The organism is Klebsiella sp. RCJ4, assembly GCF_009025755.1.
Classification (GTDB): Bacteria; Pseudomonadota; Gammaproteobacteria; order Enterobacterales; family Enterobacteriaceae; genus Klebsiella; species Klebsiella michiganensis.
Genome location: NZ_WCIN01000014.1, coordinates 23,419 through 44,965, shown reverse-complemented (window position 1 = coordinate 44,965; position 21,547 = coordinate 23,419). Strand labels below are relative to the sequence as shown.

The following is a 21,547-nucleotide window of genomic DNA, read 5'->3' as shown; positions in this document are numbered from 1 at the left end:
TTTACATCGCCAGCACGTACTTGAGCATCACCCCGGCGGCAATCGCCGAGCCAATCACCCCCGCCACGTTCGGGCCCATCGCGTGCATCAGCAGGAAGTTCTGCGCGTCCGACTCCAGACCCACTTTGTTCGATACCCTGGCCGCCATCGGCACCGCCGACACCCCGGCCGAGCCAATCAGCGGGTTGATTTTGTTCCGGCTGCACAGGTTCAGCAGCTTCGCCATCAGCACCCCCGCCGCCGTCCCCACGCAGAACGCAATCACCCCCAGCACCAGTATCCCCAGCGTCTGCGGCTGCAGGAACTTGTCCGCCACCAGCTTGGCCCCCACCGACAGCCCGAGGAAAATGGTCACGATATTTATCAGCCCGTTCTGCACCGTGTCGCTCAGGCGCTCCACCACCCCGCTCTCGCGCATCAGGTTGCCGAAGCAGAACATCCCCAGCAGCGGCGCCGCGTCCGGCAGCAGCAGCGCCACCAGCAGCAGCAGCACCGCCGGAAAGAGGATTTTTTCCCGCTTACTCACCGTGCGCAGCTGCACCATGCGGATTTTCCGCTCCTTCTCGCTGGTCAGCGCCTTCATAATCGGCGGCTGGATTAACGGCACCAGCGCCATATACGAGTACGCCGCCACCGCGATGGCCCCGAGTAATTCCGGCGCCAGCTTGCCCGACAGATAAATCGCCGTCGGCCCGTCCGCGCCGCCGATGATGCCGATGGCCGCCGCCTGCGGCAGGGTGAAGCTGATGATGCCGAAGTAGTTCAGCGTCAGCGCCCCCAGCACCGTGGCGAAGATGCCGAACTGCGCCGCCGCCCCCAGCAGCAGGGTGCGCGGGTTGGCCAGCAGCGGGCCGAAGTCGGTCATCGCCCCGACGCCCATAAAAATCACCAGCGGGGCGATACCCGAGCCGATGGCGACCTTATAGAAGATGGCCAGCACCCCGGCGGAGTAGCCCATATCCACGGCGAGCTCCTCCATCTGCCCCTGCACCGACGGCAGGGCCAGCGCCAGCGCCTCCCTGATGGCGTGGACATCCGGCGTACAGTGGAGCTTCACGGCAATCACCGCCAGCTGTCCGGCGTCGTGGTGCGCCAGCAGGCTCTCCAGGGCGGTCAGCGCCAGCCCGGCCTCCGGGATATTCGACAGCAGACCGCCGAAGCCAATCGGCAGCAGCAGCAGCGGCTCGAACTTCCTCGCGATGGCCAGCCACAGCAGCAGCAGGCTCACCAGCAGCATGACGGCCTGGCCGGCGCCGAGGTGCATCAGCCCCATGCCCTGAATCAGGGCGTTCAGACTTTCCATTTCCGTTCCTCTTCCTTACGCCAGGCTCAGCAGGGTGTCGCCCACAGCCACCGCGTCCCCGGATTTCACCGCGATACCGCGCACGGTCCCGGCCTGCGCGGCGCGGATTTCGGTTTCCATCTTCATGGCTTCCAGAATCAGCAGCACGTCGCCCTCGGCCACCGTCTGGCCTTCCGTGGCAATGACCTTCCAGATGGTGCCCGCCAGCGGCGCGGTCACCGGGGTGCCGGCACCTGCCGGGGCGGCTGCGGGGGCCGTGGCCTGAACGGGGGCCGCTGCCGTCAGCGGGCTGATATCGCCGCCGTCGCTGACCTTCACCACAAAGGCCTTACCTTCCACTTCCACGGTGTAGACGCCGGAGGCGGCCGGTTTCTCTGCTTTCACCGCCGGTTTGACCTCTTCAGCCTGCGGCAGCGGCTCGAACGCCGCCGGGTTGTGGCGGTTCTCAAGGAACTTCAGGCCGACCTGCGGGAACAGGGCCACGGTGAGCACGTCGTCGATGGCGTTGTCGGCAAGCTGAATATTCTTCTCCTGCGCCTGGCGCTTCACGTCGGCTTCCAGCTGCGCCAGCTCCGGCTTCAGCAGGTCCGCCGGACGGCAGGTGATGGCCTCTGCTCCGTCCAGCACGCGCGCCTGTAATGCCGCGTTCACCGGCACCGGGGGGTGGCCGTACTCGCCCTTCAGTATCCCGGCGGTCTCCTTCGCGATGGTTCTGTAGCGTTCGCCGGTCAGCACGTTAAGCACCGCCTGGGTGCCGACAATCTGCGAGGTCGGGGTGACCAGCGGGATAAAGCCGAGGTCCTCGCGCACGCGGGGGATTTCCGCCAGCACCTCATCCAGACGGTGGGCGGCGTTCTGCTGCTTCAGCTGGCCCTCGAGGTTGGTGAGCATCCCGCCCGGCACCTGGGCCACGAGGATACGGCTGTCGGTGCCCTTCAGCTGGCCTTCAAAGGCGTGGTATTTCCTGCGCACCTCGCGGAAGTACGCCGCAATGCTCTCAAGCTTCAGGATATCCAGCCCGGTGTCGTGTTTTGTGCCTGCCAGCGTCGCCACCAGCGCCTCGGTGGCCGGGTGGCCGTAGGTGGCGCTCATGGAAGAGATGGCGGTATCGACGCCGTCGACGCCGGCCTCGATGGCCTTCAGCAGGGCCATCTCCGCCATCCCGGTGGTGGCATGAGCATGCAGGTGCAGCCTGACGTCATAGCGTTTTTTGATTTCGCTCACCAGCTCGAAGGCCGCCATCGGGGTGAGAATGCCGGACATATCCTTAATCGCGATGGAATCGACGCCGGTCTCCAGCAGCTGTTCGGTCAGGTCGAGCCAGGTCTGCAGGGTGTGGGCCGGACTGGTGGTGTAGGAGAGCGTGCCCTGGGCGTGGGCGCCGTGGCTGCGCACCGCCTGCAGGGCGGCCTGCATATTGCGCGGGTCGTTCATGGCGTCGAAGACGCGGAACACGTCCATGCCGTTTTTGACGGCGCGCTCAACGAAGCGCTGCACCACGTCATCGGCGTAGTGGCGGTAGCCGAGCAGGTTCTGGCCGCGGAGCAGCATCTGCAGCGGGGTCTTCGGCATGGCCTTTTTGAGCTCGCGCAGGCGGACCCAGGGGTCCTCGCCGAGGAAGCGGATGCAGGCGTCAAAGGTGGCGCCGCCCCAGCATTCAAGGGACCAGTAGCCCGCGTCATCGAGGGCGGCCGCAACGGGGAGCATATCGTCGAGGCGCAGGCGGGTGGCGAAAAGGGACTGGTGGGCGTCGCGCAGGACGACATCGGTAATGGCAACGGTCATGGATTCCTCCGTGAATTAAGGGTTAAGCGGCGATGGTGGTGGATAGCGGCGGCAATCACCGGCGCCAGGCGGGCGAAGTCGTCAGCGGGCGCTACGGCGGCGGGTGCGGCCTTCGGCGCGGGAGCCGGTTCCGGGAAGAAGCGGTTGACGGCGGCGGACATGCCGCGGATGGCGAAAATCAGCAGAAACAGAAACGCCAGCACGAACCCCATGCCGAGAAACATCAGGGTGAAGCCTTCACCTAATAGCAGTGCTGCATCAGTCATAAAATAGCCTTCAGGCAGGAGGCACGATAATGGTGCTATTTATGACGAAGAAATAACAAGGGTGGATTTCCCTGAGCCGCCCCCGGCCAGAACCCTTGGTTATTATTATCGTCATAATGTATTACCACCATTACCGTGCAATTTACGTAATCAGGTTTATTTGATGAAACTTACGTTCTGGCATATTTCATCAGCGACAATCTCTTTACGCTGATTGAAAATAACTTTGTTCTGTTCAAACAGGTTATTACCATGAGTATCAATAGAAACAATTAACGGGCCAAACTCTTTCACCCGACATACCCACAGCGTTTCCGGCATCCCCAGATCGCGCCACTGCGCATCTTCAATTTCTTCGACGCACACCGCGGCTACTACCGCGCAGCCGGCCGGGAATACGCAGTGCAGCGCTTTATGCTCCGCGCAGCCCTCTTCAGTGCCCTTCCCCATACCGCCTTTACCAACAATTAATTTCACGCCGGTCTTTGCAATAAATTCTTTTTCGAATTTTTCCATGCGCATGCTGGTCGTTGGTCCGACGGAGACCATTTCAAACTTATCGTCTTCGCCTTTAATCGGACGGACAATAGGCCCGGCGTGTAAAATAGCGCCGCCGCTAACATCAACGGGTAATTCACGGCCACCTTCAATTAAGCGACGGTGCGCCACATCACGGCAGGTAACAATATGGCCATTGAGATAAATAATATCGCCAGCTTTAATATCGGCTAAATCTTCATCTTTAATTGGCGTAGTAAGGATTTTTTTCGTCATCAGAAATTCACTCCGCTGTGAGACATAATGGTGTAGTTCAAGTCTTTATCAAAAACGATATGCCCTTTCCGGTGCGACCAGCAGCCCACGTTCACCGCCACCCCAATGGTGGAAGGATGACGCGCGGTGTTTTCAATATTCACGCCCATAACGGAGGTATTACCGGACATCCCCTGCGGCCCAAGGCCAATTTTGTTAATACCGTCTTCCAGCATTTTTTCCAGCGAGGCCGCACGTTCATTTTCATTATGCGAACCGATCGGACGCATCAGCGCTTTTTTCGACAGCAGCGCCGCCGTTTCAACGGAGGTCGCCACGCCCACGCCGACCAGCAGCGGCGGACACGCGTTCAAACCGTAGCTGGTCATCACGTCGAGAACAAAGCGGGTAACGCCTTCATAACCCGCGCCCGGCATCAGCACCATCGCTTTCCCCGGCAGGGAACAGCCGCCGCCAGCCATATAGGTATAAATGCTGCACTGGTCAGAATTGGGGACAATCTCCCAGAACACCGTCGGCGTGCCTTTACCCACGTTTTTGCCGGTATTGTATTCATCAAAAGTCTCAACGCTGTTGTGGCGCAGCGGGGAATCCACGGTCGCTTTAATCACCGCTTCACGCAGCAGCGCTTCCAGCTCGCCGATCAGCGGGAAGTTAGCCCCGCACTCCACCAGAAACTGAATCACGCCGGTATCCTGGCAGGAAGGGCGATCCAGCTCCTTTGCCAGACGCTGGTTCTCAATCATGGTCGTAAAGATAACGTCAGCCAGTTTACTGGTCTCTTTCTTATGCAAATCTTCCAGTTTTGCAGTGACGTCATCAGGTAAGACTTTGCCGGTATACCCCACAAATTTGGCCATCACATTGGTCATATGGGATATCTGTTCACTTTTGCTCATACAGGCTCCTTAGTCAGGACAGCTTCCGTTCATTACGGATGAAAAGGGAAAAGGATTGGCAGCAGAATCAGGCTGACAATGGTGGAAACGATAATCAGAGGGATGCCGGATTTGGCGTAGTCGACAAACTTATAGCCACCTGCCGACAGCACCATCATGTTGGCAGGCATACCGATTGGCGTAGCGTAGGCGCAAGAACTGCCAATAACCGTCGCCATTAGCACCGCACGAGGATCGGCGCCCATGCCCGCGGCAATCGACAGGCTCACCGGTACTAACAGCGCGACGGTCGCGGTGTTGGACATGAAATTAGTCATAATGATGGACAGCGCAAAGACCACCACCAGCAGCATAAACGGCGAAGAGTTTTGTCCCAGCATGCCAATCACGTGATCCGCCACCAGTTTTCCCGCCCCGGTCATTTCCAGCGCTTTCGCCAGCGCCAGCGTGCCGCCGAAGATAAAAATGGTCTGAGAATCAATGGCTTTATAGGCCTGCTTTTCTGTAAGTACGCCGGTAACCACCAGCACCAGCGCGCCGATACAGCCCGCTACCGCCAGACTCACACCGGTCTGCTTTTCGAAAATCATGCCGAGGATCGTGGCGATCAGAACAACCAAAGAGAGGATTTGCTTCCAGCGCGGAACGTGGCTGTAATCGCGCTGTTCACCGATGCTGCCAACTGCACCGCTGTTCGGGTGATTGGGCAGGAATTTATAGCCGATGGTCAGGAAGTAAATAACGCCGCAAATCAGCATCGGTAAACCGACTTTGGCATATTCAAAAAAGCCAAAACCGCTGCCAATATTCTGCAAAGCTGACTGCGCAATCAGGTTGCCCGGCGCGCCAATCAACGACAGGTTACCGCCGAGCGCGGCGGCAAAAACCAGCGGCATCAGCAACCGGGAACGGGCAAAGCCTGATTTCGCCGCCACGCCGATAACGACCGGGATCAGTACGGCTGCGGTACCGGTATTGGAGAGAAAACCGGACATCACGCCAACCACGACCATAATGGTAAAAATCAGCTGTTTTTCCGTTTTCGCGAAGCGCGTAATCACGCCCCCCACCTTATTCGCCATCCCGGTTTCAAATAGCGCCCCGCCGACGATAAACATGGCGACGAAGAGAATAACGTTGGTGTCGATAAAACCGGCGAAAGCCTGCTTGAGATTGAGCACGCCGGTGAGCACCAGCGCGACGCAAACCACCATAGACGTGACCGCAAGGGGGATTTTTTCCCACACGAACATGGCGATAGCAAACACCAGCAAACATAGGGTAATGGTAATCGGTTCCATATTTATAGTTATCCCATCAATGATATATGATATTGTATCCAATATTGACGGGAGGGAAATTATTCCCATACAAAGAGTAAGTCAACGCGTTTTTTTCGAAAGCTTCAGGATTGAGATCTTTATCAAAATCTCGCGAAAGCAGTCACTTATCGAAACTTATTTATGAAATGAATAAATAAGACGCCTGCAGCGATCCTACAGGCGATGCGATCAAGCGGAGGGTTCTTCGACGTAGCGCGTTAGCATATTCTCCATCGAACGGATGATATGCTCGCGCATTCGCTGGCGCGCCAGCGCTTCATTATGCTGCTCCAGGGCCTGTAAAATCCCCTTGTGCTCGCGGATGGAAATGATCGCGTACTCTTCCTCAGTGACCTTATGCCCCATCGAAAGCCCGTTCCACATATTGCTGAGCAGCAGCTTCATTTTGCCATTTCCCGCCGCGTTCCATATCTCCATATGAAACGCCTGGTTCAGGTCTGAATATTCAGCTGAGTTATTTTCCGCCAGCGCTTTTTCCGCAGAGTAATGCACTTCGGCAATGCGCGAAATGTCCGTCCCGGGACGGCACGCTTTAGCGACTGCTTCACTCTCCAGCAGCGCGCGAATCTCATAATGCTCGCGGATCGTTTGTTCATTAATTCCCAGCACGACCGCCCCTTTATTGGGCCGGACTTTAATCAGCCCATCCGCAGCCAGTATCTGAAACGCTTCACGCACGGGCATACTGGACACGCCGACCATGGTGGCGATCCCTTCAAGGGTAATTTCTTGCCCTTCAACTAAATCTCGCGACAGTATAGCTTTACGTAATACTGCCGCGACCTGCTCTTTCGCTGAAAGAAGCTTAATTTTCCCTAATCGAGGCTTCTGCACTTTCCCAATCCTTCATGTGTTGACGCATTATTTCTGCCAGAGAGAGGAAATAACGCTGCGTTTCCTGCGCGATCTCGGCGCGATCGCCCTGACGAATAGCCTCCATCAGAGAGCTGAGTATTTGCGCCGACTCCTGATTATCCTCTTTCAGATACAGAATGACATAACCGATATAACCATCCAAAAACTGCTGATAAATTTTTTCCAGATAGCGATTATCAATATAAGAAATGAGCGTCTCGTGGAACGCCAGCTCTCGCGCTCGCTCACCGGGATGCCCCAGCGCGCGCGCGCTGGCCGCCAGCGATTCGCCCGCCGCTGCGGGTACCAATGAAAAAAGCTCCGTTGCCATCACCGCAATGGCCCGGAAAATATGGCTGACGTGGTCAGGCGCCAGCCTGGCGACCTGCATATGGCGGTTTGGCAAACGCACCAGAAACCCTTCCTGCTCAAGGGCCTGTAGCGCTTCCCGAACCGGCATACGAGAAAGCCCCAGCTGTTCCGCAATACTCTCCTGCGCGAGTTCATCCCCCGGTTTCATGCTACCGGAAAGGATCTCGTAACGGAGCATTTGCGTAATGTGGTCCCTGGTCTGCTTTCTTTCGATTTTTTTCACAACGTCCTCGTTTATTACCGCTCAAGACGCGGGGAGTTTAGCAGATTTACCAGCAGGTTGAGTCATTCAGGGGTGGGAGAAAGCCATAAAAAAGCCGGAACCCAGGCTCCGGCTTTTCTTTTCATGAAACGTTATTTATTCACAAAGTCTTCGCCAAGGGCGATATCTTTCTTCAGCGTATCCAGCATCCCCTCCAGCGCCTGCTGCTCAAACGCGCTCAGCGTGCCGATAGACTGACGCTGCTCTACGCCATTTTTGCCTAACAGCAGCGGCTGTGAGAAGAAACGGGCATATTGACCATCACCTTCAACGTAGGCGCATTCCACTACCCCTTTCTCTCCCTGCATGGCGCGAACTAAGGAGAGACCGAATCGCGCGGCGGCCTGTCCCATCGAGAGCGTTGCTGAGCCGCCACCGGCTTTTGCTTCCACAACTTCAGTACCGGCATTTTGAATGCGCTTAGTCAAATCGGCCACTTCCTGCTCGCTGAAGCTGACGCCCGGAATTTGTGACAATAAAGGAAGGATAGTCACGCCTGAGTGGCCGCCAATCACCGGAACCTCAACCTCTGATGAAGATTTGCCTTTCAGTTCGGCAACAAAGGTATTCGAGCGGATAATATCCAGCGTTGTAACGCCAAAGAGCTTGTTCTTATCGTAAACACCGGCTTTTTTCAGCACTTCTGCGGCAATCGCCACGGTGGTGTTCACCGGGTTGGTAATCACCCCGACGCAGGCCTGCGGACAGGTTTTGGCGATTTGCTGTACCAGATTTTTCACAATACCGGCATTAACATTGAATAAATCGGAGCGATCCATGCCGGGCTTACGCGCTACGCCCGCGGATATCAGCACCACATCAGCGCCTTCCAGCGCAGGGGTGGCGTCTTCGCCGGAAAAACCTTTGATTTTTACATCGGTAGGGATATGGCTTAGATCAACCGCCACGCCCGGGGTTACCGGAGCAATGTCGTACAACGAGAGTTCTGAACCTGAAGGCAGTTGGGTCTTAAGTAGTAGGGCAAGCGCCTGGCCAATTCCACCAGCGGCGCCGAGGACTGCAACTTTCATCCTAAACTCCTTATTATGGTTAAAATAGTCTTTCGTTACTCCGTCGCCTGGACCTTAATTCACAAGATGAACAATTACAATAATTATGGCTGAAGATTGCGTGGTCGTGCGCAGCGATGCAGCAGCTTCGCATTTTCCTCCCTGAGACTGACCATCCAGCAAAGCGTAGTACCGGATCGACTGTTGGTTACAATACACCCAGCGCATTGAGCAGAACAACATCATTTAATAACATTTCATTTACTTTTGTGGCAATTTGCGCGCCGTGACGAAAGCATGTTCCTTATTAGGGTTTTTTGCTAAAATATGCGCCCTTCATAACATTATTTACGCTTCTCCCCTGCGGATTATTTGCATAAAAATGCATGTTTATGCATAATGATGTTGTTTTTACCACCATAATTGGGTGACTTATGCGTAGTTCGGCAAAACAAGAAGAACTGGTTAAAGCGTTTAAAGCGCTGCTTAAAGAAGAGAAATTCAGCTCTCAAGGTGAAATCGTTCAGGCCCTGCAAGAGGAAGGCTTCGATAATATCAACCAATCGAAAGTCTCACGTATGCTCACCAAGTTTGGCGCCGTACGCACGCGTAACGCCAAAATGGAAATGGTTTACTGCCTGCCCGCCGAGCTTGGCGTCCCGACGACCTCCAGCCCGCTAAAAAACCTGGTGCTGGATATCGATTATAACGATTCGGTCGTGGTTATTCATACCAGCCCAGGCGCAGCGCAGCTGATCGCCCGGCTTCTGGACTCCCTTGGCAAAGCCGAAGGGATTCTCGGCAGCATTGCGGGTGATGACACTATCTTTACCACCCCGGCCAGAGGTTTTACCGTTAAAGAGCTGCATGACGCCATTCTCGTCCTGTTTGAGCAGGAACTCTGATGCCCTTCCCTCTGGTTAGCGCCAGAGGGTATCCCTTCAAAAAATTATCATTTCTTTAACATTTTGTGTGTTTTTCCGCTTCTATACATTCATTTACGTGATGAAACCGGCTTAAGCGCACAAAAGATCAAATTCACCTATCCTTATGATTTTATTAGCCATAATGACCACACATGGCGAAGAAAAGACATTTCTAATTCTTATATGTTATAAAAAAGACATTTCTTTGTAATTATTTACATGAAAAACAATTAGCAAGGTATTAATTTTTTCGGTGATTAGTGTATACTTGATTTTGTGATGAGGGTCACGAAACAAAGGCCCCAACAAAAAGATTCGACGAGGTGAACATCATGAAAATCAAAACCACTGTAGCAGCATTAAGCATCCTTTCCGTTCTGTCTTTTGGCGCCTTCGCCGCTGACTCTATCAACAGCGAACAGGCTCAAGGCCGTCAGGCAATCGGCACCGTTTCCGTCGGCGCGGTAAGTTCTTCCCCGATGGATATGCACGAAATGCTGAACAAAAAAGCACAAGAAGAAGGTGCTTCTTCCTACCGCATTATTGAAGCACGTACCGGTGACCACTGGCACGCAACGGCTGAACTTTATAAATAAGATTTAACGATTGTCGGTCATTAACTGAAACAGAATCTCTCCAGCGGCCCCAGGTTCATTAAGCCTCCCGCCGCTGCAAATATGAAGGTTGGAGAAAAAATTATGAAAAGCGCAATTATCATCGCATCCCTGGGTCTGGCTTCCGTTCTCTCTTTCGGCGCAAACGCCGCCGTTAATCAAGTGAACGCCGAACAGGCGCAAAATCTGCAGTCCATGGGCACCGTTTCCGTTTCTCAGGTAGGCAGCGCGCCGATGGATATGCGTCAGGAACTGGCGGCTAAAGCTGAGAAAGAAGGCGCCAGCAGCTACCGTATTATTGAAGCCCGTACCGGCGATAACTGGCACGCTACGGCTGAGCTGTACAAATAAACCCTCGTCGTCTTATCCGACGACTTGCCCCCGCTCCGTCGGGGGCTTTTTTATGACTGCCGCACATTAAAACGCAGCTCCCCTTCCAGCTCCTCTTCCGCCTCATCAAAGAGCAGAATTAACGCGCCGAAACGCCGGCGCTGATTATCGCTTAAATGAATAAACTCAATCTCCAGCGGTAAGGGTAACAGCCCGGCGGTCACGGCCTCCCACAGAGAATCCAGGTTATTCACTTTCTCACGCGCTAAAGCAAAGGTACGAGAAAACTCACGATAAAAATCCTGCTGCTCAGCTATTTCATCAAAATCAAAGGTATAGGTAGTCATTGCCCGCATCCCGTCCACACCTGCAACTTTTCATAGCCCGGTCATCCCGGCGTGTAGTTCCACTCTGACGGCGGAATTCATACTCTGAGCGTTAAGTATAGCGATAAAAAAACCGACGCTTCGGCGTCGGTTCTGGCGGTTAGCTGTTGGTTAACACATGCTGGTACTTATGCAGCATCTCCACCAGCCTGCGTACCGGCTCGGTCACCTGCGGAGAGGCTTCCCAATGCTGTAATTTTTGCTGGTAGATATCCAGTTCATCAAGCAAGCGGGCAAAATAGTAGCGGCGCTTATCATCACTACTGGCTGAAATGACGCGATCCGCGGTACGGCGCAGCTGCCGGTGAAAGGCCGACAGATCGTCATTTATCGGTACCGGCGCATCGCGCAGACGCTGATGCGCGATAATCAGGGTCAGCGCCAGACGAAAGCGGGCGATATCGCCAGGGAATTTATTCAGCAACAAAAAGAGCTGACGATACAGGGCCGGCAAGTGGTTCTCTTTACGTCGCGCCATATTGGTGGTCAGCGATGATACCGCCGCCGAGACAAACTGGTTGAGCAGCACGCGGCCGGTACGGGCCTGCGAATTATCACGCACCAGCAGGATCACCATCAGCGCAAGGAAGCATCCGACGATCTGGCCCAGGGCACTATCAAGAAACTGGTTGAATTCAAACTTCATCGGATTGTCGAGCACCAGAATATTAATGGTGCTGGCCAGCGCCCCCAGCGAACCGAGCCGCCGCTTTTGCACTTCAATACCGATAAAAAAGGCCATCACCGCCAGGCTGATACACAGCAGCAGCATACTTTGCTGCGTCGCGGGCATAATCACGAGGAAAAACAGCGCCCCCAGCGGTAACGCCGCCAGCGTGCCGTAGAGGAAATCGATAGCCACCATCCGCGGATTAGGTAAACGCATCGCTAAGGCCGTGACAACCGCAATCATGACCATCGCCCCACTTCCTGAAGTCCAGCCGGTCCACAGCCAGAACAGCGTACCGAGGATACAGGAGATAGACGTACGCCAAAAGTTGACCATCGCATGGTGCCGCTCGGCGGATTCCGCCTTCACCACCACTTCGCCTTGCAGCACTTCCTCTTCAATACGGCTGATTTTGGTATTGCCGACCACGCCCCGCTTCAAAAGCAGATAGCGCGTCGCAGCGCCTACCCAGCTGTAGATTGTTACCGGCGTATTGTGCTCTCCCTTCCAGGTCAAGAAGCGGCGCATCCGCTTTAGCTGGCGGTGCACGTCCTGCACGGTCTCGACCGGTTCAGCAAACAGCTCGCGGTAATCATCCGTCACCATCTCAGGCCGGGTATTCTGAATCAAATAGGTTTCACAGGCCTGAGTAATTAAGGTCAGAGAGAGGGTATTGATCGCCTTCAGCCGCTGATTCACTTTTGCCCAGCGCGAGGACTCCATGATCAAGTTGCCGCGCATCCCTTCCAGCCCGTTGGTACGACGCACCAGCGCGCTCCAGGCCTTATCGACGTCATCTTTATCACCATGCGCCACGCAAAGCTGCATCAGGCGATAGTGATCGATCAGCAGATTATCCAGTTCAAGGTCGATCTCTTTTTTAATCGAACGCGGAGAAAACAGCAGGTCGGCCACAATGGCGCTGACGATACCGATGACAATCTCACTGCATCGCTCAACGGCGAACTGCGGCGCCAGCATCGGCTCTTCATGAATAGTGATAATAATGATAAGCGCGGTATAGCCCGCCAGGCCCCAGGCATAGGAGTTCTCAACCCGCACCAGCGAGGAGATCCAGGTGCAGAATCCGGCCCACAGGCAGCATACCAGCACCATCAGCAGCGGGGCGCGGATCATCAGGATGATGATCGCCAGCGCGGCGATACAGCCGATAAAGGTGCCGGCGATACGCAGCATCCCGCGATAGCGGATCGCCCCGGAGTAAGGCTCCCCGCCTGCGGCAAACGCCGGGCCGGCAGCAACGATGGCGGCGGTAAGCACCGCCCAGCGCGGCGTTTCCAGCTGAAAATGAAAACCGACGAATAACGCCAGCACCACCGCGCAGGCTAACTTAACGGCGAAGCGGAGATGCCGGAGTTCGATGGTGAAGATCCCCATGGCGATTAACCGAACTCACGCAGGCGCATCGCCAGTTTCTGGAAGAAGTTTGCCTGGCGAGTATCGCGATCCTCTTTACCGGTAATCACCACCGTCGCGGTGGTACCCGCAGGCCAGAGATTGCCCTGCTGTTGATCGAGGCGAATACGTACCGGCACCCGCTGTGCCAGACGTACCCATTCAAGGTTAGAATCAATAGAGGCCAGCCCTTTTGAATCGCTGCTGCTGCTGGCATTGGTGACGCCTGCAGCAATGCTGTCGACGGTGCCCCTGAGGGTGTGTACGCTTCCCAGCGGGGTAATTTCAGCACGAAAACCGGGGCGCACGCCCTCAAGCTTGGTCTCTTCAAGATAGGCCATAACATAGAAGGTATTCTGCTTCACCAGCGCAACCGCGGTGGAGCCTCGGGTGATAAACTCGCCGCGGTAAACGTTCAGGTTGGTCACCCAGCCGTCAGCCGGGGCGCGAATCACCGTACGTTCAAGGTCAAGCTTCGCCAGGTCGCGACTTGCCGTCGCTTTGGCTAATTGATGCTCAACGGTTTGCAGAACGTTATTCGCCTGGTCTATCTCTTCCCGGGACATGGCCTGGACGCCAAGGCGGTTACGACGGCCGGCTTCGACGCGTTTCTCCTGCGCCAGAGTCTGATAGTAGGAGACATCGGCTTCAGCCTCGGCTAACGCCTTCTGGTAACGCGGCTGGTCAATGACGAACAAAACCTGGTCTTTCTTAACCAGTTGGTTATCCTTGATATTCACCTGCGAAATCAGGCCGGAGACATCGGGAGCGATGGCCACAATATCCGCACTAAAACGCGCATCGCGCGTCCAGGGCGAGGCGGTGTAATACACCCATGCGCGAAAAATCGCCATAAATGCAAGGATAACCAGTATCACAGTGATTGCGGTACGGAGGATATTTCTTGTTAGTGTTTTCACATCAACCTCAAACGAACAAACGTGATATCAGATAAAACAGGCAGCAATATAGCGCGGTATTAAACAGTGCCGGGTGCCAGACAAAATCATAGATGCCCGTTGGAACCAGCAGGCGGTGCACCAGCCAGAAGATGGCTAGCGACAATAGCAATTCAAAGAAGATCGGCGGAAACGACAAGCCGAAAATCACAATGACAGGAAACAGACTCATGATGACCTTGATAAGAAGCGTACAGGTGATATGCGCGATGCGTTTATTATTAAGCTAACTATATAGTAACGTAACAATTGCGGTCTTATCTATAATGTGTGATCTAAATCACTTTTAAGCCAGAGTGAATAATGGAACGATTAAAACGCATGTCCGTTTTTGCCAGAGTGGTCGAATTAGGTTCATTCACCGCCGCGGCCCGCCAGCTCCAGATGAGCGTTTCTTCCATCAGCCAGACGGTAGCCAAACTGGAAGATGAACTGCAGGTTAAGCTGCTCAACCGCAGTACGCGCAGCCTTGGCTTAACAGAAGCGGGAAAAATATATTATCAAGGCTGTCGGCGAATGCTGTTCGAAGTCCAGGATGTCCATGAACAGCTGTACGCGTTTAACAATACGCCCATCGGTACGCTGCGCATCGGCTGTTCTTCAACTATGGCACAGAATGTCCTGGCTCGCATAACCGCCGATATGCTCAAAGAGCACCCGGGTCTCTCAATCAATCTGGTCACAGGCATTCCCGCGCCGGACCTGATTGCGGACGGCCTGGATGTGGTTATTCGCGTGGGAGCGCTGCAGGATTCCAGCCTCTTTTCCCGCCGCCTGGGCTCCATGCCGATGGTGCTCTGCGCGGCAAAAAGCTACCTTCAGCACGCCGGATGTCCAGAAAAACCGGCGGATCTCGCCAGCCACTCGTGGCTGGAATACAGCGTCCGGCCGGATAACGAATTTGAAATCATCGCTCCGGAAGGGATTTCAACCAAGCTGATCCCTCAGGGCAGATTCGTCACCAACGATCCGATGACGCTGGTGCGCTGGCTGACGGCAGGCGTCGGCGTGGCTTACGTTCCGCTGATGTGGGCGATCGAAGAGATCAACCGCGGCGAACTGGAGATCCTGCTGCCGAGCTACCAGTCCGATCCGCGACCGGTATACGCGCTGTATACCGAGAAAGATAAGCTACCGCTGAAGGTACAGGTATGCATTAATTACCTGACTGAGTATTTCGTCGGGGTGGCGAAGATTTACCAGGGGATGCACGGCCGGGGGATTGCCCGCTAGCGGCCCGAGCCCGCCACAGAGGGTAAGAACAGATTATCGGGCCCGGCATCGGAAATAATCTGCGTTACGTCGCGGAGATTGCCGATACGCACCTCGCCGGAACGATCAAATTTGCTTTTGTCGATTAATAATAGCGACTGTGCCGCACGTTTCAGAAGCAGCGATTTGTAGGCGGCATTATTGGCGCTGGAATCCCAGAGTACGCCATCGTTATCGATCCCCTCGCAGGAAAAAATAAACAGATCGATCTCCAGCGATTTGACCTGAGAGAACAGCGCCGGATTAACGTAATAGCCATACTGACGCAGGAGCTGCCCCCCGGCGCTGATCAGCTGGATCCGCTCACGGCGGCCCAGCTCTACGCAGACCGGATGGCTATTGGTAAACACCGTCAGGGTCATATTCGGTAGCTGACGCGCCAGAAACCAGCAGGTTGAGCTGGCATCCAGCGCGATCGTCATCCCTTCATCAATCCACGCCAGCGCCGTACGCGCGATATCAGATTTATGGGCATAATGGCTTTTCACGCGGCGCTGAAAAGGCTGCTCGCCGTTGTGATTGTTACGCTGGAGAACGCGCGCCTGCCCGTGGCTACGCTGAATACGCCCCCGCTTCTGCAGCTCGCTCAAATCGCGACGAATGGTCTCGATACTGACCTGCAGCAGATGGGACAACGCTTCGGTGGTTAAGGTGTGATGCTGGTTGAGTAGTTCGACTATCTGCTGCTGACGCGCGGCTTTCATCGCGACTCCGCGGAGGTGATTTGCGCTTTCGCCGCGGGCGAAAGCGCATTGAGAAGTATCAGGCGGTACCGCCGACGGTGAGTTTATCCACTTTGAGCGTAGGCTGACCGACGCCAACCGGTACGCTCTGGCCCTCTTTGCCGCAAACGCCGACGCCGCTGTCCAGCTTCAGATCGTTCCCCACCATCGAAATCTGCTGCATCGCTTCGATACCTGAACCGATAAGCGTCGCGCCCTTCACCGCTTTGGTCACTTTACCTTTTTCAATCAGGTAGGCTTCAGACGTGGAGAAGACAAATTTCCCGGAGGTGATATCCACCTGACCGCCGCCGAAGTTCGGCGCGTAGATGCCGTAATCGACCGATTCGATAATCTCCTGCGGCGTAGATTTCCCCGCCAGCATGTAGGTGTTGGTCATACGCGGCATAGGCAGGTGCGCGTAGGATTCGCGACGACCGTTACCGGTTGGCGCCACGCCCATCAGCCTGGCGTTGAGCTTGTCCTGCATATAGCCTTTGAGAATGCCGTTTTCGATCAAAACGTTATACTGGCCCGGCGTGCCTTCATCATCAATGGCAAGGGAGCCGCGACGGTGAGCAATGGTGCCATCATCCACTACGGTGCACAGCTCAGAGGCCACCAGTTCGCCCATATGGCCGCTGAATACCGACGTCCCGCGACGGTTAAAGTCACCTTCCAGGCCGTGACCGACGGCTTCATGCAGCAGGACGCCAGGCCAGCCCGCGCCCAGCACAACCGGCAGCATCCCGGCAGGCGCCGCGACGGCGGTCAGGTTGACCAGCGCCATACGCACGGCTTCTCTCGCCCAAACATCCGCGCGAACGTCGCCATCCTGCGAGTCCAGGAAATAGTCGTAGCCAAAGCGGCCGCCGCCGCCGCTGGCGCCGCGCTCGCGTTTGCCATCCTCTTCCACCAGCACGCTGACGGAAAGGCGAACCAGCGGGCGAACGTCCGCCGCCAGCGTGCCGTCGGTGGCGGCGACAAGAATTAACTCGTAGACGCCGGTCAGGCTGGCGGAAACTTCCTGCACCCGCTTATCGGCCGCGCGGGCGGTTTTATCCACCCGGCGCAGAATATCCAGCTTCTCTTCCCGGCTCATACTTTGCAGCGGATCGATGCTGGTATAGAGGGAACGATGTTCCACCCCGCCAAGGGTATGCACTTTACCATCCCCATGGTCGCGTACAATGGTGCGGGCCGCCTGTGCGCTCTGTTCCAGCGCCAGTCGACTAATCTGGTCAGCATAGGCAAAGCCGGTTTTTTCCCCGCTCACCGCGCGGACGCCAACGCCCTGGTCGATATTGTACGAACCATCTTTAATGATGCTGTCTTCAAGAACCCAGGACTCGTGATAGCTCGACTGAAAATAGAGATCGCCGTAATCCAGACGGCGCTCGGCCAGCTGGCCAAGAATGGTAAACAGATCCTGATGATTCAGGCCGTTTGCCGACAGTAATTGTTCACTTACCAGGTTCAGACTCATCGTTTTGCTACTCGTTTGTTGCCGCCTCAGGGGCGGAAATAAAAAAGGCTATCTATTGAGAGTGCGGCAATTACGCACAATCGTCAAATCATTGCTTTTTGTCGCTCCGCGCCTGGCGCAGCACTTCGTTAATTTGCGGCTGATCGATAGGACCGGTGATGCGATAGCGCAAAATAGAGACCTTGTTCCACAGCGGCCCCAGTACCTTACTGGCAGCAAAGACCGCGGCGCCGATAATCGGGTTAACGGCAAAGGCCGCGGCGACGCCCACGGTCGCAGAAATCTCCGGCGCGACCACGGCCTGCATATCCAGCTGACGACGCACGAGATCCACCGACCCCTTCATGGCGATATCCGCTTCCAGACCATCGACCAGCGTATCGTCGGTATGCAGAACGCCGTCTTTAATCCACGCCGTACTGCGAATGGAATCAAAGTAGAACCCTTCGCTGAACGTATCGCTAAAGTCGAAGCGCAGCTTGCGCAGCAGCGCGTCAACGCTCAACAAACGCAGAAGCTGGCCGGCATGACCGGTGCTGAGGTCGGTAAATTCGCCTTTTCCAAGACGGCTTTTGAGGATCCCATTAAGCGAGGCAACGTCGGGCTGCCACGGCGGCGCACGCCAGTGCAGGTCATAATCGATATCAAACGACGAACCTTTTACCGGCGTGGAGACGCCGAAGAAGTTCACGAAATCGTCGGTTTTATTGCCGTGCAGCTTACCTTTCAAAGAGGTTCGTACGCCCGCCGGCGCGCTCACCCATACGCCATCGGTCGTCAGACGGCCAAAACCGGTATCGACCAGTCCGTTCGCCAGCGTCAGGGTATCGCCGCGAATATCAAAATCCCCTTCGATACGGCCATATTTTTGCCCCCACAGCCAGCACTCGGCGCAGCGAAGCTGAAGGTCCGGCCAGCCGTGGAAATCAATGTTGGTATCGGCCAGCGGGGCGCTGCTTTTTTCTGTCCCGCGGCTTTTCGCCGCCGTTGGGTTGTAGTAGAGATAGCGAATGGCCGCCAGCCACGGGGCGTTCTTCCGCATCGTCAGGGTTGCGTTGACTTCACGCCCCTGGGCTTCAATCTTCGTTCCCCCGGCATCGGGCCGGGAGACAAGGCTAACGTTATTCCAGCTCTGGCCCGCCATCGTTAACGCCGGCGTTCGCAGCGTGACCTGCTCCGGGAAGACGAGATTACTGCTGACGTCATTCGCCGCTCCGCCCTGGAACAGCGCCAGCCACTGCGCGCCATCCATCGGCGGCATATTCAACTCCACGCCTGGCTGCTCGGGAAGCGGAGAAACGGCTTTACTGTCCGTGGTTAAAATAGCGCGGTCCAGGGTCAGCTTATGACCCAGCAGCCAGCGGCTATTAATATGATTCTTCGCCCCCATGGAGCCGGCCAGTTTAAAACTGCTTAAGCCGCCATCGACCTTGATTTTTACGGGCAACGGCTCCCCGGCCTGCTTATCTAACGGCGCAGGTAAGTGACTACTTACACTCTTCAGGTCAGCGTTGAGGTCAACCTTATAGGCCGCGCTACCGCGATACGGAAGCTCAATCGCGACTTTTCCGTCCCAGGGCACGCTGCCGCTCAGGGTGCCGTCCAGGGATTTCGGCAATAAACCGGTACGCGCAGGCTGCCAGCTGGCGTTCATCCCGACGTTCACGAGAAATGCTTTCGCGCCTTCGGTGGTCGAGAAATCAAGATTCAGCGGCTGATTAAACCAGCTCGCGCTCATCGGTTCGCTTTTCAGGTCGCCGTTTACAAAGCTGAATTTACCGCTCAGGTTCTGCAATGTGGTATCGATAGGCTTGATAAACAATCTGTTATTGTTCAGCCGGACATCACCTTTAGCGGTGGTCATCTCGCCATCCAGGGGGATATCAAGATGTAAGCGAGCGCTAACATTACCGTCCAGCTGGAGCTCATCCAGCGCCGCGCCCAGCGTCTCTTTCAGCGGCGTCTCGTTAAAATAAGGGCCAACCTCTTTACCCGGGCCGTTAACGTCGGCATCAATCAGCAGCTTTTCTCGCGAATAGTCGGGAATCACCGCATCGAGATTGCTGGCGGTCACGTTGCCGAGCATCGCCTTATCGGCCTTCATCCATAGCCCATCATTGATAAAGTTAAGGTCGATATTAAGCCCGGTAAGCGCGGGCCAGTCAGGCTGAAAGGCAAAGGTGGCGTTCTTGAGCGGCACCGTGACCTGGAATTGCCCCTCATTATGCTTGTACGGGAAAAGATGCGGGTTACCGCCATAAGCCAGCGTCGCATCGGTGGCCTGACCGCCTTTAATGGCTCCGCTGAGGTAATCCACCAGCGCTTTGCCCATCAGATTTTCCGGGAAGTAGCGCCAGGCCTGTCCGCCATCGTTGGTACTGATACCGGCCAGAATACCGAGCCAGGGTTCGTCGCCCTGCGGCTGCAGATAGCGGAACCCACCGCGAGCGCGAACGCCGGTAGCCTGTACATCAATATCGCGACCATCGAGCATAAAACCCTTGTCATTCTTCACCCAACTGAGGGTCGCATCGCCTTTGGCGATCTCCAGCGGCGCGCGAAAGACCGTTTCGTAGGGCATTTTCGCCTGCGTCATGCTGGCATGCAGAGTACCGTTTTCTACGCTCCCGGCAATGTTGCCGGAGAAATGCTCAGCCCCTGGCAGCAGCTTCCACTGCTTCCAGGACATGTCGCTCCAGTCCGCCCGGAAGCGCGTTTTTTCCGCCATTTGCAGCGGAATATCCAGCGCCAGAAGATTGATTTTGCCGTCCGGCTGCGTCGTACGCCAGATTTCGCCCAGCGACGGAGCCAGTTTATCCGCCATCGGCTGCAGCCCGGTCAGACCGCTAAGGTTAAGGTTGCTGGCGCGAATGCGCAGCTCATCGCTGCGTTGACCATTTTTTCCGCCCACATCCTGAGCCGGGATCCACGCCATCGACAGCGCGCCGCGCGGCCAGGGTTTGTCATCCATTGAGATGCGCGTATCAGGGATGCGAAAGCCCCAGCTTTGATTATCGCGATAGATGTGCGCCGTCAGATTATCAACCGACAGATGGTGCTTCTCTTTATCGCCCTGCCAGCTAGCGCCGCCTTTTTTCAACCATACATCGCCGCTGGCGACATCGCCCTTGTCGATAGTCATCCAGCCTTCCAGGCTAAACCGCGCGCTCTGCAGGGCGATGTTGTCCTGCATCCAGCGCCCAAGCCACGGCTTAACGTCGATATCATCCGCCTGAAGCCAGACGCGCCCCTTATTGAGCAGGCCGTCTTCATCGCGCAGGTCCATTCGCACCTGCATCACGCCGTGCTGGCCGGTCAGGCTGCTGAGGCTAAGCTGCCCCTCCGCGCGATGGCGATTTTTACCGTTCAGCCAGGTAAGCTGCGGAATGGCGAGCTCCGCACGCTGGCCGGAGATGGTCAGAAAGCTCAGATGGCTATCGCGAAGAATAAAGTGATCGAACTGGCGGAGGAAAAGATCGCTGATACGGTCGGTTTTCAGCCCTTCACCGCTATTATTCGTTTGAATGGGGGTATTGGTATGAACCTGCAGCTGCCAGAAGGTCAGATCGCGAAACTGCCAGCGCATATGCAGCAGGCTTTGCCAGACGTCGAGCGCCAGGGTGACGCGTTTAGCGGAAAGCTCGCCGCCATCATTCAGGCCGGCCTTAACATCGCGGACATCAAGCGTCGGGCCAAAAGTCTGCCAGCTGGCGACAATATTTGAAGCATCGACCGGTACGCCGGCCATCGCGGAGACTTTTTCCAGCACCTGCGGACGCCAGCTGTTTAACTGCGGCAGAACGAGACGCAGACCGCTCACCAGCAGTGCGACGACAACAATCAATGTTGCCACGGTGAGCAGTAATATCCCGGGCAGTCGCCTCACGCATCTCTCCT

At 55.9% G+C, this 21,547-nt stretch carries 20 protein-coding genes; 4 read left to right on the top strand and 16 right to left on the bottom strand.

The genetic code is table 11. The features are described 5' to 3' along the window. Window position 1: 1 nt before the first annotated feature. The 9 genes from F8562_RS05265 to mdh form a co-directional block, all read right to left on the bottom strand. Window positions 2–1,303, bottom strand: a complete 1,302-nt coding sequence (locus F8562_RS05265) for an oxaloacetate decarboxylase subunit beta (protein WP_151891891.1) — start codon at window positions 1,301–1,303, stop codon at window positions 2–4. A gap of 15 nt (window positions 1,304–1,318) precedes the next feature. After that, on the bottom strand, window positions 1,319–3,088 hold the full coding sequence (gene oadA / locus F8562_RS05260; protein WP_151891890.1) for a sodium-extruding oxaloacetate decarboxylase subunit alpha: 1,770 nt from the start codon (window positions 3,086–3,088) through the stop codon (window positions 1,319–1,321). Further along, window positions 3,085–3,354, bottom strand: a complete 270-nt coding sequence (locus F8562_RS05255) for an oxaloacetate decarboxylase subunit gamma (protein WP_014839647.1) — start codon at window positions 3,352–3,354, stop codon at window positions 3,085–3,087. The genes oadA and F8562_RS05255 overlap by 4 nt, the downstream gene beginning before the upstream one ends. Window positions 3,355–3,510: 156 nt before the next feature. Continuing rightward, window positions 3,511–4,128: a L(+)-tartrate dehydratase subunit beta gene (gene ttdB, locus F8562_RS05250; RefSeq protein ID WP_014227006.1), complete on the bottom strand. Its 618-nt coding sequence runs from the start codon at window positions 4,126–4,128 to the stop codon at window positions 3,511–3,513. Continuing rightward, a complete protein-coding gene (gene ttdA / locus F8562_RS05245) occupies window positions 4,128–5,027 on the bottom strand; it encodes a L(+)-tartrate dehydratase subunit alpha (protein ID WP_014227007.1) in 900 nt (299 codons plus the stop codon). Before ttdA ends, ttdB begins: the two co-directional genes overlap by 1 nt. A gap of 32 nt (window positions 5,028–5,059) precedes the next feature. Continuing rightward, window positions 5,060–6,328, bottom strand: a complete 1,269-nt coding sequence (locus F8562_RS05240; RefSeq protein WP_014839648.1) for an SLC13 family permease — start codon at window positions 6,326–6,328, stop codon at window positions 5,060–5,062. 210 nt (window positions 6,329–6,538) lie between these two features. Beyond that, window positions 6,539–7,204 carry a GntR family transcriptional regulator gene (locus F8562_RS05235; protein WP_014227009.1) on the bottom strand — a complete coding sequence of 222 codons (666 nt, stop codon included), beginning with the start codon at window positions 7,202–7,204 and terminating at the stop codon, window positions 6,539–6,541. Then, window positions 7,176–7,820, bottom strand: coding sequence for a GntR family transcriptional regulator (locus F8562_RS05230; protein ID WP_025108483.1), 645 nt, complete (start codon window positions 7,818–7,820; stop codon window positions 7,176–7,178). Before F8562_RS05230 ends, F8562_RS05235 begins: the two co-directional genes overlap by 29 nt. Before the next feature lie 131 nt (window positions 7,821–7,951). Then, complete coding sequence (gene mdh / locus F8562_RS05225) at window positions 7,952–8,890, bottom strand: malate dehydrogenase (RefSeq protein WP_014227011.1); 939 nt, start codon at window positions 8,888–8,890, stop codon at window positions 7,952–7,954. 413 nt (window positions 8,891–9,303) lie between these two features. Here mdh and argR point away from each other — a divergent pair, with 413 nt between their 5' ends. From argR to yhcN-B, 3 genes are all read left to right on the top strand, one after another. Next, on the top strand, window positions 9,304–9,774 hold the full coding sequence (gene argR / locus F8562_RS05220; protein WP_004106225.1) for a transcriptional regulator ArgR: 471 nt from the start codon (window positions 9,304–9,306) through the stop codon (window positions 9,772–9,774). Window positions 9,775–10,127: 353 nt separating this feature from the next. After that, window positions 10,128–10,391 carry a peroxide/acid stress response protein YhcN gene (gene yhcN, locus F8562_RS05215; protein ID WP_004106226.1) on the top strand — a complete coding sequence of 88 codons (264 nt, stop codon included), beginning with the start codon at window positions 10,128–10,130 and terminating at the stop codon, window positions 10,389–10,391. Window positions 10,392–10,493: 102 nt separating this feature from the next. Then, window positions 10,494–10,760 (top strand): DUF1471 family stress response protein YhcN-B, encoded by a 267-nt coding sequence (yhcN-B, locus tag F8562_RS05210; protein ID WP_004106229.1) that lies wholly within the window; start codon window positions 10,494–10,496, stop codon window positions 10,758–10,760. Between the two features lie 50 nt (window positions 10,761–10,810). Here the strand turns inward: yhcN-B and F8562_RS05205 are convergent, their stop codons facing one another. The 4 genes from F8562_RS05205 to aaeX form a co-directional block, all read right to left on the bottom strand. Further along, window positions 10,811–11,086 carry a barstar family protein gene (locus tag F8562_RS05205; protein WP_004854654.1) on the bottom strand — a complete coding sequence of 92 codons (276 nt, stop codon included), beginning with the start codon at window positions 11,084–11,086 and terminating at the stop codon, window positions 10,811–10,813. Between the two features lie 139 nt (window positions 11,087–11,225). After that, a complete protein-coding gene (gene aaeB / locus F8562_RS05200; protein ID WP_014227012.1) occupies window positions 11,226–13,193 on the bottom strand; it encodes a p-hydroxybenzoic acid efflux pump subunit AaeB in 1,968 nt (655 codons plus the stop codon). A 5-nt stretch (window positions 13,194–13,198) separates the two neighbouring features. Next, window positions 13,199–14,131 (bottom strand): p-hydroxybenzoic acid efflux pump subunit AaeA, encoded by a 933-nt coding sequence (gene aaeA / locus F8562_RS05195; RefSeq protein ID WP_004854657.1) that lies wholly within the window; start codon window positions 14,129–14,131, stop codon window positions 13,199–13,201. Window positions 14,132–14,138: 7 nt separating this feature from the next. Next, window positions 14,139–14,342, bottom strand: coding sequence for a p-hydroxybenzoic acid efflux pump operon protein AaeX (gene aaeX / locus F8562_RS05190; RefSeq protein WP_002918640.1), 204 nt, complete (start codon window positions 14,340–14,342; stop codon window positions 14,139–14,141). Between the two features lie 131 nt (window positions 14,343–14,473). Between aaeX and aaeR the strand changes: the two genes are divergently transcribed. Next, complete coding sequence (gene aaeR / locus F8562_RS05185) at window positions 14,474–15,403, top strand: HTH-type transcriptional activator AaeR (protein WP_004854659.1); 930 nt, start codon at window positions 14,474–14,476, stop codon at window positions 15,401–15,403. Here aaeR and fucR read toward each other — a convergent pair. From fucR to yhdP, 3 genes are all read right to left on the bottom strand, one after another. Then, window positions 15,400–16,146: an L-fucose operon activator gene (fucR, locus tag F8562_RS05180; protein WP_014839651.1), complete on the bottom strand. Its 747-nt coding sequence runs from the start codon at window positions 16,144–16,146 to the stop codon at window positions 15,400–15,402. The genes aaeR and fucR overlap by 4 nt on opposite strands. Before the next feature lie 58 nt (window positions 16,147–16,204). After that, window positions 16,205–17,650: a metalloprotease TldD gene (gene tldD, locus F8562_RS05175; RefSeq protein ID WP_004854666.1), complete on the bottom strand. Its 1,446-nt coding sequence runs from the start codon at window positions 17,648–17,650 to the stop codon at window positions 16,205–16,207. An 88-nt stretch (window positions 17,651–17,738) separates the two neighbouring features. Beyond that, window positions 17,739–21,536 carry an AsmA2 domain-containing protein YhdP gene (gene yhdP, locus F8562_RS05170; protein WP_014839652.1) on the bottom strand — a complete coding sequence of 1,266 codons (3,798 nt, stop codon included), beginning with the start codon at window positions 21,534–21,536 and terminating at the stop codon, window positions 17,739–17,741. Between the last annotated feature and the right edge of the window lie 11 nt (window positions 21,537–21,547).

Excerpts from the sequence above, each read along its gene's own strand:
- oadA (WP_151891890.1), bottom strand. The coding sequence starts at position 3,088 with ATGACCGTTGCCATTACCGATGTCGTCCTGCGCGACGCCCACCAGTCC.
- F8562_RS05265 (WP_151891891.1), bottom strand. The coding sequence starts at position 1,303 with ATGGAAAGTCTGAACGCCCTGATTCAGGGCATGGGGCTGATGCACCTC.
- argR (WP_004106225.1), top strand. The coding sequence starts at position 9,304 with ATGCGTAGTTCGGCAAAACAAGAAGAACTGGTTAAAGCGTTTAAAGCG.
- tldD (WP_004854666.1), bottom strand. The coding sequence starts at position 17,650 with ATGAGTCTGAACCTGGTAAGTGAACAATTACTGTCGGCAAACGGCCTG.
- F8562_RS05240 (WP_014839648.1), bottom strand. The coding sequence starts at position 6,328 with ATGGAACCGATTACCATTACCCTATGTTTGCTGGTGTTTGCTATCGCC.
- ttdB (WP_014227006.1), bottom strand. The coding sequence starts at position 4,128 with ATGACGAAAAAAATCCTTACTACGCCAATTAAAGATGAAGATTTAGCC.
- mdh (WP_014227011.1), bottom strand. The coding sequence starts at position 8,890 with ATGAAAGTTGCAGTCCTCGGCGCCGCTGGTGGAATTGGCCAGGCGCTT.
- F8562_RS05205 (WP_004854654.1), bottom strand. The coding sequence starts at position 11,086 with ATGACTACCTATACCTTTGATTTTGATGAAATAGCTGAGCAGCAGGAT.
- aaeX (WP_002918640.1), bottom strand. The coding sequence starts at position 14,342 with ATGAGTCTGTTTCCTGTCATTGTGATTTTCGGCTTGTCGTTTCCGCCG.
- aaeR (WP_004854659.1), top strand. The coding sequence starts at position 14,474 with ATGGAACGATTAAAACGCATGTCCGTTTTTGCCAGAGTGGTCGAATTA.
- yhcN-B (WP_004106229.1), top strand. The coding sequence starts at position 10,494 with ATGAAAAGCGCAATTATCATCGCATCCCTGGGTCTGGCTTCCGTTCTC.
- F8562_RS05255 (WP_014839647.1), bottom strand. The coding sequence starts at position 3,354 with ATGACTGATGCAGCACTGCTATTAGGTGAAGGCTTCACCCTGATGTTT.
- yhcN (WP_004106226.1), top strand. The coding sequence starts at position 10,128 with ATGAAAATCAAAACCACTGTAGCAGCATTAAGCATCCTTTCCGTTCTG.
- aaeB (WP_014227012.1), bottom strand. The coding sequence starts at position 13,193 with ATGGGGATCTTCACCATCGAACTCCGGCATCTCCGCTTCGCCGTTAAG.
- fucR (WP_014839651.1), bottom strand. The coding sequence starts at position 16,146 with ATGAAAGCCGCGCGTCAGCAGCAGATAGTCGAACTACTCAACCAGCAT.
- ttdA (WP_014227007.1), bottom strand. The coding sequence starts at position 5,027 with ATGAGCAAAAGTGAACAGATATCCCATATGACCAATGTGATGGCCAAA.